Consider the following 17,059-nt stretch of genomic DNA (forward strand, 5'->3'; position numbering starts at 1 on the left):
GAGGCTTACGAGGCTTGTGATTCGCTGGTGCGGCGCGTCACTTTCTCGTAGTCTTGGGCGCTCAGGATCGTCGCGTCGTGTTTCATCATCCAGGTGTACAGGGCCATGGAGATGAGAAGCCCGATCGTCCAGGCGTTGTCCCAAATGATCGCCAGCGATGGAACGGCTTTGCAGATAAACGGAATGACGATCCCGATCGCCATCGCCCAGAGCGCCCGCGAATTATAGCCGGTTCGGTACGAATAGATGCCGTTGGTTTTGTACAGCTCCACCAGATGGATTCGTCGTTTGCGCACCAGCCAGTAGTCCGCGATGGCGATGCCGTCGATGGGCCCGAGCAGCGCGCCGTAGGTCCCCAGCCAGAGGAAGATGTAGTTGCCGAAGTTTTCGAGGATGTACCACGGCTGCATCAAAAGCGACAGGACTCCCGCGATGATCGCGCCATGCTCGTAGGTGAGGCGCCGGGGAATGAGGTTTTCGACAGCGCGGGCAGGTGCCACGATGTTGGCAGCCACGTTGGTCGTCAGTGTGGCGAGGACGATCCCGATCGTGCCAAGGAAGATGGCAAACGGAGAGAACTTGGCGAGCACGGCAGCGGGGTCCCAGATGGCTTCGCCGTAAATGACGACGGTAGCGGAGGCGACGGCTACCCCGATGAAGGAGAAAAATCCCATCGTGGTCGGCAAGGCTACCGATTGGCCGACCGCCTGCGCCCTTTGGCTTTTGGCGTAGCGGCAGAAGTCGGGAATGTTCAGCGCCATCGTCGCCCAGAATGCAATCGCTCCGGTCAGGGACGGGAAGAACACTTTCAGGAAGTCAGCCGTTGACGTAAATTTGGAAGGCGCGGAAAGCATAGGGCCCCATCCGCCTGCTTTCGTCAATGCCCAGACCAGCAAGGCGAGACTCATGATGATGAGCACAGGAGCAGCCCACGCTTCCATCTTCTTGATCGCCTCCGGTCCGCGATAGGCGATCCAGACGTTTAACAGCCAGAACGCGAAAAATGCGATCCACAGGTGGCCGGGGACATTTTCCCAGCCCGACATCGACATCAGCAGCGTGTCGATCGAGGCGCCCCCGAACCAACAGTTGATGCCGAACCAGCCTGCGCCGATCAGCCCGCGGGCGACAGCGGGGATGTGCGCTCCCTTCGAGCCAAACCAGAGCCGGGCGAATACAGGGTACGGAATCCCGAATTTCGTACCCGCATGAGAGTTGAGAAGGATGGGGATGAGGACGATACAATTTCCGAGGATGATGGTGATGATGGCTTGCCACCAGTTCATACCCAGCGAGATCAAGCCGGCTGCCATCGCGTACGTCGGGAGGCAGATCGACATCCCGATCCAGAGGCTCGCGAAGTTGTAAGAGTTCCAGGAATGTTCGGCGCGAGTCGTAGGACGGAGCCCATCGTTGTACAGCGGACTGTTCTCGACCAACTGTTCGCCTTCTTTTGTCAGCGTGACGATGCCGCCTGATTCCGTTTGAGTCTTCATGGCAAATCCCTCCTTTTCTTCCGGTTATTCTTGTATTCCGACAACCGCACCAGTTTGTCTCGAATACAAGTTGTAACATTTATATTGGGGAGCAGACGACCTGATTCCACAAATTTCACCAAAAACCATCGTTTCTCGATGCTTGGTCGCGGTGAGACGCAACTGCCTTTTCAGTGGCGAACAAGCGAGGAGAATCTATCGGCGGCACGGCATTGGGTGGTAATATGATCCAGGGGGTGAAAATATTGTGCCAACAGCCAAATTGCGTTTGTATCTGCAAACGAGAATGATCGTCCTGTTTACTTTCGTCATTATGCTTCTGATCGGGTCGATGGGAGTTGTTTTTTCATCCATGATAGCGTCGTCAATCGAGGAGCAGATCGGGAAAAAGGCCCTAAGCGTGGCCAAGATTGTCGCCAACGATCCCGAACTGCGCCGGGCGTTTCAGACGGACAATCCGTCGCAGCTCATCCAGCCGATTGCAGAAAACGTACGCAAACAGACGGATGCGGAATTTGTCGTCGTCGGCAACCGCGAAGGGATACGGTACGCGCACCCGCTGCCGGACCGCATCGGAAAAAGCATGGTTGGAGGCGACAACGAGTTGGGCCTTCTCTACGGTCAATCCTACATCTCGAAAGCGGTGGGCAGCCTGGGGCCTTCCTTGCGGGGAAAGGTGCCGATCCGGAATGACAACGGGGATGTGATCGGGATCGTTTCTGTCGGTTTTTTGCTGGAAGATATCGAACGAGCCATCGACGATTACCAGGAGAAGGTCGTTTTCATCATCATCCTCGCCTTGCTTTTCGGCGTAGCAGGTGCTATCGGATTGAGCCGCTACGTGAAGCGCGTCATTCTCGGACTGGAGCCGGAAGAGATCGCGGCGCTGTACGTCGAGCGCAATGCCGTCCTGGAGTCTGTCCGCGAAGGGATCGTCGCTATCGACCGGAACAACAAAGTGACGATGATGAACAAGGCAGCGATCCGGATTCTCGACCTACCCCCGGACAATTACCACCGCAAGGAAATACGCGAAGTGCTGCCAGACAGCCGAATGCCGGAGTTGCTCGATACAGGCGAGCACCAGCTGGACAGGGAAGCGGTCCTTTGCGGCAAAGAGATCATCGTCAATCGCGTCCCGATCCGGCTGGGTGAGAAAGTGGTCGGCGTCGTGAGCAGCTTCCGCCCGAAATCGGAGATCGACAGGCTCGTATCGGAGCTGTCCCAGGCACGGCGCTATGCCGATGTGCTGCGGGCTCAGACGCATGAATTCCACAACCTGCTGTACACCATCTCCGGGCTGCTCCAGCTTGGCTCCATCCAGGAGGCGGTCGAGCTGATTACGAGCGAGACGTCCGCGCAGCAGGAGATGCTGCTGTTTGTCGCCAAGCAAATTCCGGACCCGCTCATCGGGGCATTGCTCCTTGGCATGCACAACCGGGCAAAAGAGCTGAAAATCCATTTCCGGATCAATCAGGACAGCCGCTTGACGGAGCTGCCCCCCGGAATCAACAGGCAGCAGCTGGTTGTTTTGCTGGGGACGCTGATCCAAAATGCGCTGGAAGCCGTGAATGAATCCGGCGCAGAGCAAAGAGTCGTGGAATGCTACCTGTCGGATACCGGGGAAGAAATTTTGTTCGAGGTGGAAGACTCGGGTTCAGGCGTGCCGGAGCAATTGCGCGAAGCGATCTTCCAGCACGGCTTTTCCACCAAGCCCGGGGAGCACAGAGGAATCGGGCTGGCCAAAGCACAGGGCATCATCCAGGAGATGAACGGCTATGTGCTGGTAGGCAAAAGCGAATGGGGAGGCGCGCTCTTTACCGTATCACTGCCGAAAGAACGGAGGGGTATCGTTGCAGAAAGTGGAAGTGCTGATCGTAGAGGATGATTTGCGCATTGTGGACATCAACCGCCGATTTGTCAGCAAGGTGGACGGCTTTGAGGTGATTGCGACGGCGACGAATGGCGCGGAGGCCAAAGAGCTGCTCGCCGTCACTCATCCGCATCTGGTGCTGCTCGATGTGTATTTGCCCGACATGCTGGGTATCGACCTCGTCTGGCACATCCGTCAGCATTACCGCGATGTGGATATCATCATGATAACCGCGGCGAAGGAGATGGACATCGTGCAGGAATCGCTGCGCGGCGGCGTGTTTGATTACATCGTCAAGCCACTCGTGTTCGAGCGGTTCCGCGAGCGACTGGAGAACTACCGTGAACATTTGCTGCAGACGAAGGCAGCGAGGGAGATCGATCAGGATCTCATCGATCGCATCCTGACACGCAGCCGGATTCCCGGCAAGCCAAAAGAGACAGCTATGCCCAAAGGGATCGATTTGTTGACACTGGAAAAAGTGCTGGAGGCGATGCGCCGCACAGGCAACAAAGGCGTCTCGGCCGAGGAGATCGGAAAGGAAATCGGGACGAGCCGAACGACTGCCCGCCGTTACCTGGAGTACCTCGTGCAGGAAAAGAAAGCGCGGCCCGAGCTGATTTACGGCACGGTCGGGCGGCCGGAGAGAAAATACCGCTACTTGTCCTAGCCTCATGAACAATATGAACAAAATGTTCGCAAAATTCAAAATGCTCCTTATGCACGAAATCTGTTCGTGGAACCTCTGCCATGTTACGTTTAGACCGTGTAATGTATGCGTTTACACCAAAACGTAACTAAGAGGGGGATGCATGATGAGAAAGAGAAGCATGTTGATTTCACTGTCTGTCTTGTTGACACTGGCACTTACAGCCTGTGGCGGAGGCAACACGGCGAGCAGCGGGAATGCGGGTAGCTCCTCGGGACAGTCGGCACCGGCTGCCTCGAACTATCCAGGGAAGCCGCTGGTTATCGTCGCGCCTTCGGGAGCAGGGGGAGGCTGGGACAAGACGGCGCGCTCATTGGCAAAGGTGCTAAGCGAAAGCAAGCTGGTCAACGAATCGATCACAGTGGAAAACAAGCCGGGCGGCGGCGGAACAGTCTTCATGGCCGAGTACGTCAATAAAGACAAAGGGAATCCGTACCGGTTGTTCGTCAGCTCGCCGCCGATCCTGATCAACAATGACAAAAAGGAAGGGAACACGCCGTACGGGTATCGGGACGTGACCCCGCTCGCGCAATTGACCAAAGATTTCGGCGCCCTGGTCGTCAAGGCAGATTCTCCTTACAAAGATATCAAGAGCTTGCTGGAAGCGATGAAGGCGGACCCGAGCAAGATCACGCTGGCGGGCGGTTCCGCACCAGGTTCGATGGATCATCTGGTGAGCGTGCTGCCGGCTGCCAAGTACGGCATCGATCCAAAGAGCGTCAAATACGTCTCCTATGACGGCGGCGGAGAGGCGATAGCGGCGCTGCTGGGAGGAAATGCGGACATGATTGCGACAGACGCATCCGGAGTCGGGGAGTATTTGAAAGCGGGCAAGGTGCGAGTGCTCGGCGTGACCTCCGACCAGCGTCTGGGCGGCGTGCTGAAAGATGTCCCGACGCTCAAGGAGCAAGGGATCGATGCGACCTTCAACATCTGGCGCGGCGTTTTCGGACCAGCCGATATGCCGGCCGATGCAAAAGCGTACTGGGATGCCAAGCTGAAAGAGCTGAGCGAAAACGACCTGTGGAAACAAGAGCTGGCGGCAAACGGATGGGAAAGTGAATACAAGGATTCGGCTGTCTTCACAGCGTTTCTGGACGAACAGGACAAATTGGTGAAAGAACTGCTGACGTCTCTGGGCATGGAGAAATGAGCAAAGGAGGGGGCTGCCTCTCCTTTTTCGCAGCCCGTACCTGGCAGAGGCTTGTTTATTGATGGGAGGTGGGCCCTTTGAATTTTACGTTTGATCGGGTCGGCAGTATTTTATTTGCGCTCATAGGCGCCCTGTTTGTCGTGGAGAGTCGGTCGATTTCCGCCAGCGCCTACGGGAGCGAGGTGGGTCCGAACATATTTCCGTTCGGTCTTGGCATCATACTTATTTTGATTAGCCTGCGGTTGTTTTGGGAATCGCTGAAACAGAAAACCTCAAGGGCGGCGGCTGCCGGGGAAAGACGAAATTACCGGCGATTCATCCTGATTTTGCTCGCGACCGTCTTGTACGTCTGCCTGCTGGAGCCACTCGGTTATGTGATTGCGACGTTTCTCTTTCTCGCGTTTGCATTCCGCGTCATGGGAAGCAGCAGCATCGCGAAGACTTTGGTGGTTGCCCTCGCTTTTTCCGCAAGTGTCTATTACGTATACGTCTATCTTTTGAAAGGGACCCTGCCAGAGTTTCCTGCCTGGCTCGGCTTGTGAGGAGGAATGAGACATGGGTGCTTTGCAATATTTGGGTGACGGATTTCTCCTCGCCTTGCAATGGCACAATCTGGTCTATGCGTTTGTCGGCGTGCTGATCGGCACAGCGGTAGGGGTCTTGCCCGGGATCGGTCCGATGAGCGGCGTGGCTCTCCTGATGCCTGTCACCGCATCGTTGACATCCGGGCTTCCTCCCGAGGATGCGGCAGCGAGCGCCATCATTTTGCTGGCCGGGGTCTACTACGGCGCGATGTACGGCGGCTCTACGACGTCCATCCTGCTGAACACGCCGGGGGAATCGTCCTCTGTCGTCACCACGCTGGACGGGTATCAGATGGCGCGCCAGGGACGAGCTGGCACGGCATTGTCCATTTCGGCGATCGGTTCCTTCGTGGCCGGGATCGTCGCCTTGATCGCGCTCGTGTTTCTGGCCGATCCCCTCTCTGACCTGGCACTGAAATTCGGACCTGCCGAATACTTCTCCCTGATGCTGCTTGGACTGTGCGCGGTGAGCGGACTCGGGGGGAGATCGATGACCAAGGCGCTTATCATGACCGTACTGGGTTTGCTTTTGTCGACCATCGGGATTGACAATGTTTCGGGCGTGGCACGCTTTACGTACGACATACCCGAGTTGTATCAAGGGCTCGAGTTTTTGACGATCGCTGTCGGTCTGTTCGCGCTGGGGGAAGTGTTCAAGACCGTTCTGGAGACAGACGACGGCGAGACAGATGTGATCAAGGTGGGGCGCATTTTGCCGTCTTTGTCGGATTTGAAGCAAAGCGCAGGTCCGATTACACGCGGCTCGCTTCTCGGCTTTTTCGTGGGGGTGCTGCCAGGGGCAGGGGCGACGATTGCATCGTTCTTTGCCTACACACTGGAAAAGAAGCTGAGCAAAAACCCATCCCGTTTTGGCAAAGGTGCCATTGAAGGCGTTGCCGCACCGGAATCCGCCAACAATGCGGCATCAGGAGGAGCGATGGTTCCGCTTCTCACCATGGGCATACCCGGCTCGGGCACAACGGCGATTCTCATGGGGGCGCTGCTCATGTATAACGTGCAGCCAGGGCCGCTCTTGTTTACCGACCATCCGCAGGTCGCCTGGGGCTTGATCGCCAGCATGTTCATCGGCAACGTGATGCTGCTCGTGCTGAACATGCCGCTGGTGAAAGTGTTTGCGAAAATTATCGAGACGCCAGGGCAATACCTGCTCCCGCTGATCATCGCCATTTCCGTCTTTGGCGTCTATGCGGTGCAGATCAGCACCTTCGATCTCGTCCTGCTGGTTATTTGCGGCGTCGCCGGCTACTACTTGTCCAAAAACGACTTTCCGCTCGCCCCGCTCGTGCTTGGTATCGTCCTTGGCCCGATGATCGAAAACAACATGCGCCGCGCGCTGACCACATCCAACGGCGATTTCACCATTTTCCTCAGCAAGCCGCTCTCGGCAACCTTCCTCGTCTGCGCCTTGCTCTGGCTCGTGATTCCGCTCCTTCTGAAACGGCGCGGGAAAGAAGTCGTTGTCAGCGAGGAGGCGTAAGCTTTGCGAAAAATGGTTACGGGTTGAATACAGCAGGCGGGATCTTCTCAACCGCCCAGCGTCAAGGTATGATGGAGCAAACAGGACACACTTTCCAAACGGGAAAAGAAAACGCTGGGGGGAAGCAGAAAGTGGACATCAATCAACTGGATACGCCTTCGCTGCTGCTGGATTTGCAAACGATGGAAGCCAATCTCAAACGAATTGACACTTTTGCCAAGAGTCAGGGGATAGCGTGGCGTCCGCACATCAAGACACACAAGTCCATTGAAATCGCCAAAAGGCAGATCGCAGCCGGGGCATGCGGCATTACCGTCGCCAAAGTAGCGGAGGCGGAGGTCATGGCGAAAGCGGGCATCGCAGATATCCTGATCGCCTACCCGCTCGCCTCCCGTACGAAGCTGGAGCGGGTGGCCGCCTTGCTGCGGAATGCCCGGATCATCCTCGCGGTAGACTCTGCCGAGCAGGCTTCTCACGTGGACAGCTTTTTTCGGGAGCGGGGTCAAGTGATCGACGTCTGGATCAAACTGGACTCGGGCTTGAGAAGATGCGGCGTAGATCCGGGCGAACCGACGCTCGAACTGGCAAAGCAGGTCAGCCGCATGCCGAATCTGCAGCTCAAAGGCTTGTTCACGCACGCCGGACATTCCTACGCTGCTTCCTCCAGTGAACAAATCGAGCAGATTGCCCGCCACGAGGGGACGTGCATCGTGGAAAGCGCACAGCTGTGCGAACGCCACGGCATTCCCATCGAGGTCAGAAGCGTCGGCTCGACCCCTACCTACGAGCTGGCAGGCAAGGTCCCGGGCATCACAGAGGTCCGTCCGGGCAATGCGGTCTTTTTCGATGCGATCCAGGTCGGCCTGGGAGTAGCTGCCTATGACCAATGCGCTCTGCGACTGATCAGCACCGTCGTCAGCAAACGGGAAGGAGAGCGGCTCGTGCTGGATACAGGCAGCAAGTCGCTCGCGCTGGATCAGGGGGCGCACGGGAACGCGACGGTGAAAGGGTTCGGATATGTCGTCGGACACCCGGAGATCGTCATCCAGCGTCTCTCCGAGGAGCATGGCGTGGCTGCCATCGAGGGGGAAACAAGCCTTGGATTGCTCGACCGCGTCCAGATCATCCCCAATCACGCCTGCACGGTGATGAACTTGTTTGACCGCGTCCACGTCGTGCGCGATGGCGAGGTCATCGACATCTGGCGCATTGACGCACGCGGACACGTCCAGTAAAAGCTTTCAACTGCGGCTTTTCTCCGGCAGCAAGACGAGATTGACAGGTGGCTCCCATCCCGTTATTATTGGAAAAATTTGCGGGAGCTGTTTTGCTTGCAAGGTCGGACAGAACAGTCAGAGGAGACATGAAAATGCTGAAGATCGCCCCTGTCACACTGCAAGGAAAACACGTTCGGCTGGAGCCGCTTCGCCGCGAGCACGCAGAAGGGCTGTGGGAAGCAGGTCGATACGAAGAAATTTGGACGTACATGACCACGCAGATAAAAGTGCCTGCCGACGCGCGCACGTTCATCGAGGCAGCGATGAAAAAGGAAGCGGAAGGGACCGAACTGCCCTTTGCCATTCTGAGCCAGGCGGACGGCCAAGTCATTGGCAGCACCCGGTTTCTGAATATTTCGCGCAGCGACCGCGGCCTGGAGATCGGCTTTACGTGGCTAACCCCGTCTGTCTGGAAGAGCGCCGTCAATACGGAATGCAAATACTTGCTGCTTCGTCATTGCTTTGAGCAACTGGGGTGCATTCGCGTGCAGCTAAAAACGGATTCGCGCAACTTGAACTCCCAGCGGGCCATTGCCCGCATCGGCGGAATTCGCGAAGGCGTCTTGCGCAATCACATGGTTTTGCCGGACGGGTATGTGCGTGATTCCGTCTATTTCAGCATACTTGACCGCGAATGGCCAGATGTCCGGGAAAAGCTGCATTTGTTGCTGTTTGGTGAATAAACAGGCAGAGCGATTGTGGGGCCGGCAGAAGCATGTGTACAATACAGGAGGAAAGCTGTTGTACACTACAGATTGCTTGATGAGAAAAGAGGGTTTCTATGAAACTGCGTGTCTCGCGGGCGGGCTGGGTGCTTCTGGCCGGGGATCTTTTTGCCTTCCTGCTGTTCGCCTACTACGGCAAGCTGGCCCATCATCTGCCTGTATCGATTCCGGGATTGCTCGACACTCTCGCCCCGTTTCTGCTCGGCTGGATCTTGGCGATTACATGGTTTCGCACATACAGCGAGCGCGCCTATCGTTCGTTTGGGCGCCTGCTGCTGTTCACTTTCCTTAGCTGGACGGTCGCGTGTCCGATCGGCTTGGTGATTCGGGCATGGTGGACCGGCGTGCCGATGACATGGGTGTTCAGCTGGGTCGCCTATTTGATCACTTTTGCCTTTCTGCTTGGCTGGAGAGTTCCGTTTTCTATCGTCTATGCGCTCCGTCGGCAGTACCGGCGCCACTTGGCCTGATTGCCTGCCCTTCGCCGAGTAAAGCGGCGAGGATTGGTTACGCTATCCCATGATGCCATTATCAAGGGAGGTGGAATGCATGAGCAAGAACAACAACAGCAAAGATCTGGGCAAAAATCGCGGGAAGACGCTGGACGATCATGACAGAAACACCAATTTGCGTCAGTCCCAGCACAATGATCGCAACGAAGGAACGAGTAAAAGCCGCTGATATTCAGCGGTTTTTCTTTTGCTCCAGGACTTGCAAACGAGCGCAGTATGCTATAATAGGTTTTGTTTTTCAGGCAGAGGACGGGGCAGGTCGTGCGCCAAAGGTTCGCTGAGGACCCATGTGCAGAAACGGTTTGGCCGATCAGGCATCGCTTGGCCTTGCAGACAGGACTTGTCCGTGCCAGGATCATTTGCCTCATGCCTAATGGAGAGGAGGGAAAAGCGTGACGGAACCGATGCAGGATGTTCAGCCGGTGACTTTATCGTCACAGGCGTTTTTGATATTGTGCCGCCTCTTTGACGGCTGCTACGACGAGTTGAAGCAAAACGAGCAGCTTAGCGAGCTGGTCGAGTCGATTGCCCAAATGCTGCTTGCAGGCGTAGAGACTTTGGAGAAGCAGGAGACCAAGCCAAAGACGATCACTTTTCCTATGACGCTGCAGCAAAGCTTTTTCATGCGAAGGCTGGTGGCAGATTTGCTGGCGATCGCTCCGCCGGAAGGAGAGGACAAGACCAAGCATTGGCTGCAGGAATGTCTGACAGCTTTGTCCGGAGGCGGGGGAACGAGCCATGTCCCGCAAGTTTGAGCTGCATGTCATCACCAGCGGGCGCCAGTCGCTGGAGGAAGTGCTGGCCATTGCAGAAGCGGCTTACGCTGGCGGCATGGACTTTTTGCATATTCGGGAAAAGCATCGGACGGCGAGAGAGTGCATGGACTGGGTAAACGCGTTGTCGGAGGTGCTGCCCGCATCGTGCCTGATCGTCAACGACAGGGTGGATGTGGCTGCGGCAGCAGGCTGCCGCGGAGCGCATCTGGCTTACCACAGCCTCACACCGACAGAGGCACGCCGGGTGCTGTCGCCTGGGCAATGGATCGGGCGGTCCGTGCATGCCGCAGATGAAGCGGAAAAAGCTGCGGCAGAAGGGGCAGACTATGTGTTGTACGGGCACCTCTTTGCCAGCGGCTCCAAACCGGGCGTGCCGCCGCGAGGGACAGCCGGGCTTGCCCATATTACTGCGAGCTTGTCCATCCCGGTTATCGGCATCGGCGGGATCACTCCGGAAAATGCAGGGCAAGCGTTGGCGGCAGGGTGTGCGGGCATCGCGGTCTTGTCAGGAATTACAGACGCTCCGGACGCGAGGCAGGCAGCGAAAGCGTACCGGGAAGCATTGGACAAGTGGGAGGGGCAGGCATAGATGAAAGATCAGGGCAGATTGCGCGAAAAAATGGGCGTGTACTTCGTAGTCGGTACACAAGATTGCGGCTATTCCGTGGAACGGACCTTGGAAATCGTCCGGGAAGCCTTGCAAGGAGGCGTGGGAACGCTGCAGCTGCGGGACAAAGGCAGCAAGCTGACGGCGCAGGAGCGATTCGAGCTGGGACGCCAGATGCAAGCCTTGTGCCGGGAGACGGGCGCGATCTTTTTTGTGAATGACGATGTCGAGCTGGCGGTGCGACTCGGTGCGGACGGCGTCCATGTCGGCCAGGACGACATGCAGCTGGCGGATGTGCGCGCTGCTGTCGGGCCTGACATGTACATCGGCATTTCCGCCGGTACGGTCGAGGAAGCGCTTGCTGCGCAGGCAGGCGGAGCGGATTGCATCGGGGTCGGCGCGATGTATGCCACTTCGTCCAAGGCCGACGCAGGCGAACCCATCGGTCCAGCTGCCCTGCGAGCAATCCGGGAAGCGGTGGGGAGAGAGCTGCCCATCGTCGGCATCGGCGGGATCACATTGGAAAATGCGGCGGAGGTCATCGCGGCGGGGGCAGACGGTGTAGCCGTCATCAGCGCCATCAGCCGAGCTGTTTCCCCGCGGCAGGCTGCGGCTGCGTTGAAAGGAATTGTACGATCTGTCTAGCACGGACAGGTAGCCAAATACATATGGTAGGTTAATTAAAAACAGCGGCTGCTGACAAGCGATGATGGTCGCTTCAAAGGAGGTGGAGCCGATGAAAAATCGAATCTATCGGATCGGATACGAATGGGTCAGCAAGAGAGAACTGCTGGAGCGGCTGCAGTTGAATGGCAGCGCCCTCGTGGAGCACAAAAGGCTGTTTCCCCCGCCTGACGACCAGGACACGGAAGTTTCGCCGGAGGAAGAACGCCATGCCGTCCTCATCCGCAGCCAGAGACGTCCCGGCGAGTGGGTCACATTTAACGGGCTGTATGAGATTATCGAACGAGAGCCGATTCCCTGGATCGAATCTCCAATCGAGTACCACCAGTTTGGCACAGAGCTGATTCCAGGAAATATCCGCAGGGAGAAGGCACCGCAAGCAAGAATTCCTGCCCGCACCAAGCTGCAGGTTGCAGCCGTACGACAGGATACAGTCTTCGTGACGGTTCCTGGCCATCCCTCGCGGCGCTACGAGATGTCACTGTCGCACGCACGCTTTGCCAAAGACCATCCGACAGAGTTGGAGATGAAACTGCAAGTGTACGCCTTTCCCCCACGGCCGGACATTTTTGTCGACTGGCTGCTGAAGGAAGGGAGAAAGACGGGAATCATCACACGCCCCAATCAGGAACGCGTTGAAAAGACGGCCTTTCAGGTGTGGGACGACTTGCGAAAAGAATACGGCATCAGTGTGAGCGCGGCCCTGCTCGCCATCAAACAGGCGTTGATCGTGCTGGATCGAGCGGGCGTGGAAACGGATTTCCCGTACCCAGTCCAGGAACGCTCCGATCTCTCTCTGTTCAGCGAAGCCGAGCGCGATGCCTTTTACTCCTATCATGCGGTGCGTTGTTCCATGGCGGCGGTAGCGGCCCTCCTGACTACCGATCCGAAAGACCCGCTGCAGGATGCATTGCTGATCGATATCATGCTGGAACAACAATTGAACCGCAGGCGCGATTAGATTCGTCTGCAGTTATTTGCTCAGGCACAATCCCTGATGTATAATGGAAACGGAAGAGTCATTTTAGGAGAAAGGATGTGAAAAGCATGTACGTATCCATGAACAGACTCCGGGTGCCGGCAGATTACCAGCCGCATCTGGAACGGGCTTTCGCAAGCGGGGGCGAGGGGATGAAGGAGGTTCCCGGATTTCTCGAGTTCTTGTTCCTCGCCCCGACGGAAGGCGATGAATACATCGTTTTCACGAAATGGAACTCCGAAGAAGATTTTAAAAAGTGGACTGAGAGCGAAGCGTTCAAGCGCGCGCATGCAGGCAGCAACCCGAATAGTCCGGTGAAATCAGATTTGCGCAACTACATTGTGAAAGCACATTCGTAAGAGCAAGGGCATTTGTTACCGTAAGGGACAAGTGCCTTTTTTATAGCCATCGCGGCTTACTGGCTGTTTCTCTCCTGCGATTTCATACCAGATCTTTACAGTTTGGTGCATACACGTCCATAATAGAAAGCATACATAGATTGGAAAATATCACGATTACGTTTTCAGAAGAAAGGAGCCAGAGCGTTTTGAAAAATCGCATTCGCACTTATCTGATACATCTGGCCCCTGTGTTAGCGGCCGAAATGCTCTCATTTCTTTCGGATGGACACGGCAAGGCAAGTGTGGATCGGGAGGGGGACACACATCCTGAGGGTTGGCTCGCGCAGCTGTTTACGCATTTGGCAGAGGCTGTCGAGCACGAGGAATACCCGGAACTTATGCAGCAGGTTGCAGCGTTTGCCGCCTATTGTGTCGGCCAAGGATTGTCGAATTTGTTCGTGGTGGAGCGGATGCGCGCCTGTCGTGACAAAATTGTGGAGCACCTGGAACGGGGCAAACCCCACCTGGTCAGAACCGTAGAGGAGCATGTGGAGTTTTGTCAGATCCAACTGCACTTGTACCGGGTGGTGGATCTGGCTGTGGCGCACTTGCTGGAATCCACTGCCCTGGGCAATCAGCAGGAGCATGTGGCACCTCTCGTACAAAGCGAGCCCGGAGAAGGAGATTTGTTTACGAAGGTGGCTGAACAAGAGCTCGTCCAACTGGTACTGCAATCCCAGGATATGGCCGTGCTCATGATTGACAGGCACATGAACATCATTGAAGCGAACGTTGCGCTCGCCAAATTGTTCCAGGTCGATCGCGACCAAATCATCGGCAAGAATATCGATGAGATTTTTTGTCCGCGCGAAAGCGAGCGTTACGTGCAATGGGTATTCGAGAGAGGGCAGTGCGGCCACTACGTTGCGGAGTACAATTCGCAGTGGACGACAGTGAGCACCAGCCCGATTTACCACAAGGGAGAGCTGTGGGGCGCGATCGCTGTCTTTCGCAAATTGACGGACAACAAGCGCTATGAAGAAGAATTGACCAAAAGGGAAGCGCTGGCCGCGGTGGGCCAATTGGCTGCGGGCATGGCGCACGAAATCCGCAATCCGCTGACTTCGATCAAAGGCTTCATTCAATTGTTGAAGGAGCAGCGGGAAACAACGCGCACCGATACGTATTTTTCCGTCATTTTAACGGAGATCGAGCGGATCGATGGGCTGCTCAACGACGTACTCGTACTGGCACGCTACAGAGACGACAAGATCGTCTCGGAGTATTTTCCGGTTATGGAGGAGCTGTACGGGGTCATCCGTTTGCTGGAGCCAGAGGCAAACAGGCGTGGAATCAAGCTTGAGCTGCAGGTGGCAAGCGGAGAATGGTACATTTACGGCTATCGGTCACGAATCAAGCAAGCCTTTTTGAATATCTTGAAAAATGCGTTTGAAGCCTTGGCAAATCAAGGTTCGCTGGTGAGCGTGAGCGTCTTCGCCACGATCAACCAGGTTGTCATCACTGTGGAAGACGACGGGAAGGGACTTTCGGCGGATGCCAAGCAAAACCTGTTTGTTCCTTTTTACACAACAAAGCAGGATGGGACAGGTCTTGGGCTGTCCACGACACAGCGAATCATCAACGATCACGGCGGGGAAATTTTCGCGGACAATTCATCCAGGCTGGGAGGCGCCCGTTTCGAGATTCGGCTGCCCTTGTGCATGCAGGATAAAAGGTGACGCCAAGACGCAAAAGAGACGGAAAAATGCTTCCGTCTTTTTCTTTTTGCGCGAAAACTGATCCGATTCTTATCCAGTTTATGTGCAACATTGCAGTCCCTGTGGGTACGAGGTCGCAGCCGCGTTTTCTGATGTACCTGCGGAAGAGACTATTTGACCAGCCCGTGGCGCAACGCCATGGCGACGGCTTGTGTACGGTCCTCCACGCCCATTTTTTGCAGGATGCGGTGGACGTGCGTCTTGACAGTTCCCTCGGAGATAAACAGATTTTGCGCAATCTGATCGTTGCGGTAGCCGTACGCGATCTGCTGCAGCACGTCCAGCTCCCTGTCGGTTAACTCGTCCAACAATACGGATGAATGGCCCTGGGACTGTGGTTCGGCACGCTGTGTTTGCAGCACTTCAGCCAGCGCTTTTGCTGCCGTCACGGTATGAAACAACGCTTCTCCCTGATAGGCGCGGCGGATCAGGTCGAGCATCTCCTGCGAATCTGCGTCCTTGAGCATATAGCCGACAGCCCCTGCGCGGATGCCTTCGACGACGTAGTTATGGTTGTCGAACGTCGTCAGGATCAGCACCTTGGGAGCAGGGTGCTTCTGCATGATTTCGCGCGTGGCATCAATCCCGGATTTGTTCGGCATCTGCACATCCATGAGAACGACGTCAGGCGCAGTCTCACTGACCAGTGCGACAGCTTCGTCGCCGTCTGACGCTTCGCCGATCACTTCCATATCCGGTTGCATTTGGATGACATAACCGAGTCCTTGGCGGATCATCGTTTGGTCGTCTACCAAAACCACACGAATCTTGTCTTGCTGCTTCGTTTCCGTCATCGCCGTACGCTCCCTTCATGCGTGTAGGTTGATTGCGGGATTTCCACGTCCAGCTGAAAGCCGTGCGGTTCCCGTACAAAGTAGCGCAGGCGTCCGTTGAGCTTTTGCAGTCGCTCGCGGATGCCGTTCAGCCCAAAGCCGGGTTTGATCGTCGAGCTGTCCGTGATGCTCCCGTCGTCGCGAATGCTGAAAAAGATGCTTCTTCCGCGCTCCTCTACTACGACTTCGATTTTTTTTGCATCAGAGTGGCGCAAGGAATTGGTGATCGCTTCCTGCAAAATGCGATAAAAGGTAATGATGATCTCTTGCGAAGGTGTGGTGCTCAGGTTGTCGCAGTTCATCTCCGTTTTTACTCCCGTATGCTTTTCGGCCTGGGACAAAAGGGCGCGCAGCGGCGTCAGTCCCAGAGACGTTTTATCCATGGCCAGCGTGTGGACGGAAGAGCGAATTTCTTCAAGACTTTGCTTGGCGACTCCAAGCATGTTGCGCACGGCCTCCTGGGCCAGCGGCGGCCCGTCCTGCAGCATGTACTTGAGCGCCTGCAACTGGACGATGAGGGACGTCAGGCTGTGCCCAAGGGCATCGTGAATGTCCCGCGCGATCCGCGTCCGCTCTTCCAGGACGGCCACATGCATGGTGTGCAAAGCGGCCTCCTGCAGCTGATCGTGCGCTTCCTGCAGCTCGGCGTGAGCCTTTTGCAGTTCTGCCAGATGCTGCTGGTTCGTCTGGTAGGCTTCGTTTTGAATACGGTATCCCCGCGCGCCGATGTAGCAGCCGATATACGTCAGGATGAACGGGATAATGTGGGTCAAGGTCAGGATTTCCTCGAAATACATGAACAGTGTCGTGCACACGCCAAAAAAAGTGGCATACGCCAGCGAGCGTCTGCCTTCGATGTGAAAGCCGATGAATACGGCCAGCGGAAGCATCATGCCGAAGCCTTCGCCTCCGACGAACACGCTCTTGAGCAGGGAGAAAGAGCCGAGCAGGATGGTCACTAGCTCGATCTGGAAAGGCTTCCAATTTCTTTTGGACGACCAAAACAAGACGATATAGAAAAAGAATAGTACGATAGTAATGAAAAACTGGAGGGGAGTTTCCCGCATAAAGGAGTTCGGCAGTAGAGAAAGAACGATGAGAACGGAAAACCAGATGATTAACAGACGTTTCTGAATCGCCTTCAGACTCACTCGCAACAATGAGACTTCCTTCTTTCCTGTCTGAATTTCGCTTAGTTTCATTCTAGCATGCGCTGTCGTCTATCTCCAGATAG

General features: G+C 56.1%; 18 protein-coding genes. 15 read left to right on the plus strand and 3 right to left on the minus strand.

What is annotated here, in order from left to right; genetic code table 11:
* Positions 1–5: 5 nt before the first annotated feature.
* Positions 6–1,496 carry an NCS1 family nucleobase:cation symporter-1 gene (locus ACFSO0_RS16235; RefSeq protein ID WP_376881928.1) on the minus strand — a complete coding sequence of 497 codons (1,491 nt, stop codon included), beginning with the start codon at positions 1,494–1,496 and terminating at the stop codon, positions 6–8.
* A gap of 286 nt (positions 1,497–1,782) precedes the next feature.
* Between ACFSO0_RS16235 and ACFSO0_RS16240 the strand changes: the two genes are divergently transcribed.
* The 15 genes from ACFSO0_RS16240 (at position 1,783) to ACFSO0_RS16310 (ending at position 14,953) form a co-directional block, all read left to right on the plus strand.
* Complete coding sequence (locus ACFSO0_RS16240; protein WP_376883225.1) at positions 1,783–3,384, plus strand: ATP-binding protein; 1,602 nt, start codon at positions 1,783–1,785, stop codon at positions 3,382–3,384.
* Complete coding sequence (locus tag ACFSO0_RS16245; RefSeq protein WP_376881929.1) at positions 3,350–4,039, plus strand: response regulator; 690 nt, start codon at positions 3,350–3,352, stop codon at positions 4,037–4,039. Before ACFSO0_RS16240 ends, ACFSO0_RS16245 begins: the two co-directional genes overlap by 35 nt.
* A 142-nt stretch (positions 4,040–4,181) precedes the next feature.
* Positions 4,182–5,231, plus strand: coding sequence for a Bug family tripartite tricarboxylate transporter substrate binding protein (locus tag ACFSO0_RS16250; RefSeq protein ID WP_376881931.1), 1,050 nt, complete (start codon positions 4,182–4,184; stop codon positions 5,229–5,231).
* A 77-nt stretch (positions 5,232–5,308) separates the two neighbouring features.
* On the plus strand, positions 5,309–5,773 hold the full coding sequence (locus tag ACFSO0_RS16255; RefSeq protein ID WP_376881932.1) for a tripartite tricarboxylate transporter TctB family protein: 465 nt from the start codon (positions 5,309–5,311) through the stop codon (positions 5,771–5,773).
* Positions 5,774–5,786: 13 nt separating this feature from the next.
* Positions 5,787–7,313 carry a tripartite tricarboxylate transporter permease gene (locus ACFSO0_RS16260; RefSeq protein WP_376881934.1) on the plus strand — a complete coding sequence of 509 codons (1,527 nt, stop codon included), beginning with the start codon at positions 5,787–5,789 and terminating at the stop codon, positions 7,311–7,313.
* Positions 7,314–7,444: 131 nt separating this feature from the next.
* Positions 7,445–8,548 (plus strand): D-TA family PLP-dependent enzyme, encoded by a 1,104-nt coding sequence (locus ACFSO0_RS16265; protein ID WP_376881935.1) that lies wholly within the window; start codon positions 7,445–7,447, stop codon positions 8,546–8,548.
* Positions 8,549–8,682: 134 nt separating this feature from the next.
* Positions 8,683–9,273, plus strand: a complete 591-nt coding sequence (locus ACFSO0_RS16270; protein ID WP_376881936.1) for a GNAT family N-acetyltransferase — start codon at positions 8,683–8,685, stop codon at positions 9,271–9,273.
* A gap of 98 nt (positions 9,274–9,371) precedes the next feature.
* Positions 9,372–9,785, plus strand: coding sequence for a DUF3054 domain-containing protein (locus ACFSO0_RS16275; protein ID WP_376881938.1), 414 nt, complete (start codon positions 9,372–9,374; stop codon positions 9,783–9,785).
* Between the two features lie 79 nt (positions 9,786–9,864).
* The gene (locus ACFSO0_RS16280; protein ID WP_376881939.1) at positions 9,865–9,996 is read left to right on the plus strand and encodes a hypothetical protein; all 132 of its coding nucleotides are present in this window, start codon (positions 9,865–9,867) and stop codon (positions 9,994–9,996) included.
* Between the two features lie 223 nt (positions 9,997–10,219).
* The gene (locus ACFSO0_RS16285; RefSeq protein ID WP_376881941.1) at positions 10,220–10,582 is read left to right on the plus strand and encodes a hypothetical protein; all 363 of its coding nucleotides are present in this window, start codon (positions 10,220–10,222) and stop codon (positions 10,580–10,582) included.
* Complete coding sequence (locus ACFSO0_RS16290) at positions 10,566–11,192, plus strand: thiamine phosphate synthase (RefSeq protein WP_376881942.1); 627 nt, start codon at positions 10,566–10,568, stop codon at positions 11,190–11,192. Before ACFSO0_RS16285 ends, ACFSO0_RS16290 begins: the two co-directional genes overlap by 17 nt.
* Positions 11,193–11,855 (plus strand): thiamine phosphate synthase, encoded by a 663-nt coding sequence (thiE, locus tag ACFSO0_RS16295; protein ID WP_376881943.1) that lies wholly within the window; start codon positions 11,193–11,195, stop codon positions 11,853–11,855.
* A gap of 91 nt (positions 11,856–11,946) precedes the next feature.
* Complete coding sequence (locus ACFSO0_RS16300; RefSeq protein WP_376881944.1) at positions 11,947–12,855, plus strand: hypothetical protein; 909 nt, start codon at positions 11,947–11,949, stop codon at positions 12,853–12,855.
* A gap of 86 nt (positions 12,856–12,941) precedes the next feature.
* On the plus strand, positions 12,942–13,232 hold the full coding sequence (locus tag ACFSO0_RS16305) for an antibiotic biosynthesis monooxygenase family protein (protein ID WP_376883227.1): 291 nt from the start codon (positions 12,942–12,944) through the stop codon (positions 13,230–13,232).
* A gap of 188 nt (positions 13,233–13,420) precedes the next feature.
* Positions 13,421–14,953, plus strand: a complete 1,533-nt coding sequence (locus ACFSO0_RS16310) for a two-component system sensor histidine kinase NtrB (protein ID WP_376881946.1) — start codon at positions 13,421–13,423, stop codon at positions 14,951–14,953.
* A 149-nt stretch (positions 14,954–15,102) separates the two neighbouring features.
* On the opposite strand, the gene ACFSO0_RS16315 is transcribed toward ACFSO0_RS16310, so the two are convergent.
* Positions 15,103–15,786, minus strand: a complete 684-nt coding sequence (locus ACFSO0_RS16315; protein ID WP_376881947.1) for a response regulator — start codon at positions 15,784–15,786, stop codon at positions 15,103–15,105.
* A complete protein-coding gene (locus ACFSO0_RS16320) occupies positions 15,783–16,985 on the minus strand; it encodes a sensor histidine kinase (RefSeq protein WP_376881948.1) in 1,203 nt (400 codons plus the stop codon). The genes ACFSO0_RS16315 and ACFSO0_RS16320 overlap by 4 nt, the downstream gene beginning before the upstream one ends.
* Between the last annotated feature and the right edge of the window lie 74 nt (positions 16,986–17,059).

It is taken from the genome of Brevibacillus sp. GCM10020057 (assembly GCF_042683565.1).
Lineage (GTDB): Bacteria > Bacillota > Bacilli > Brevibacillales > Brevibacillaceae > Brevibacillus.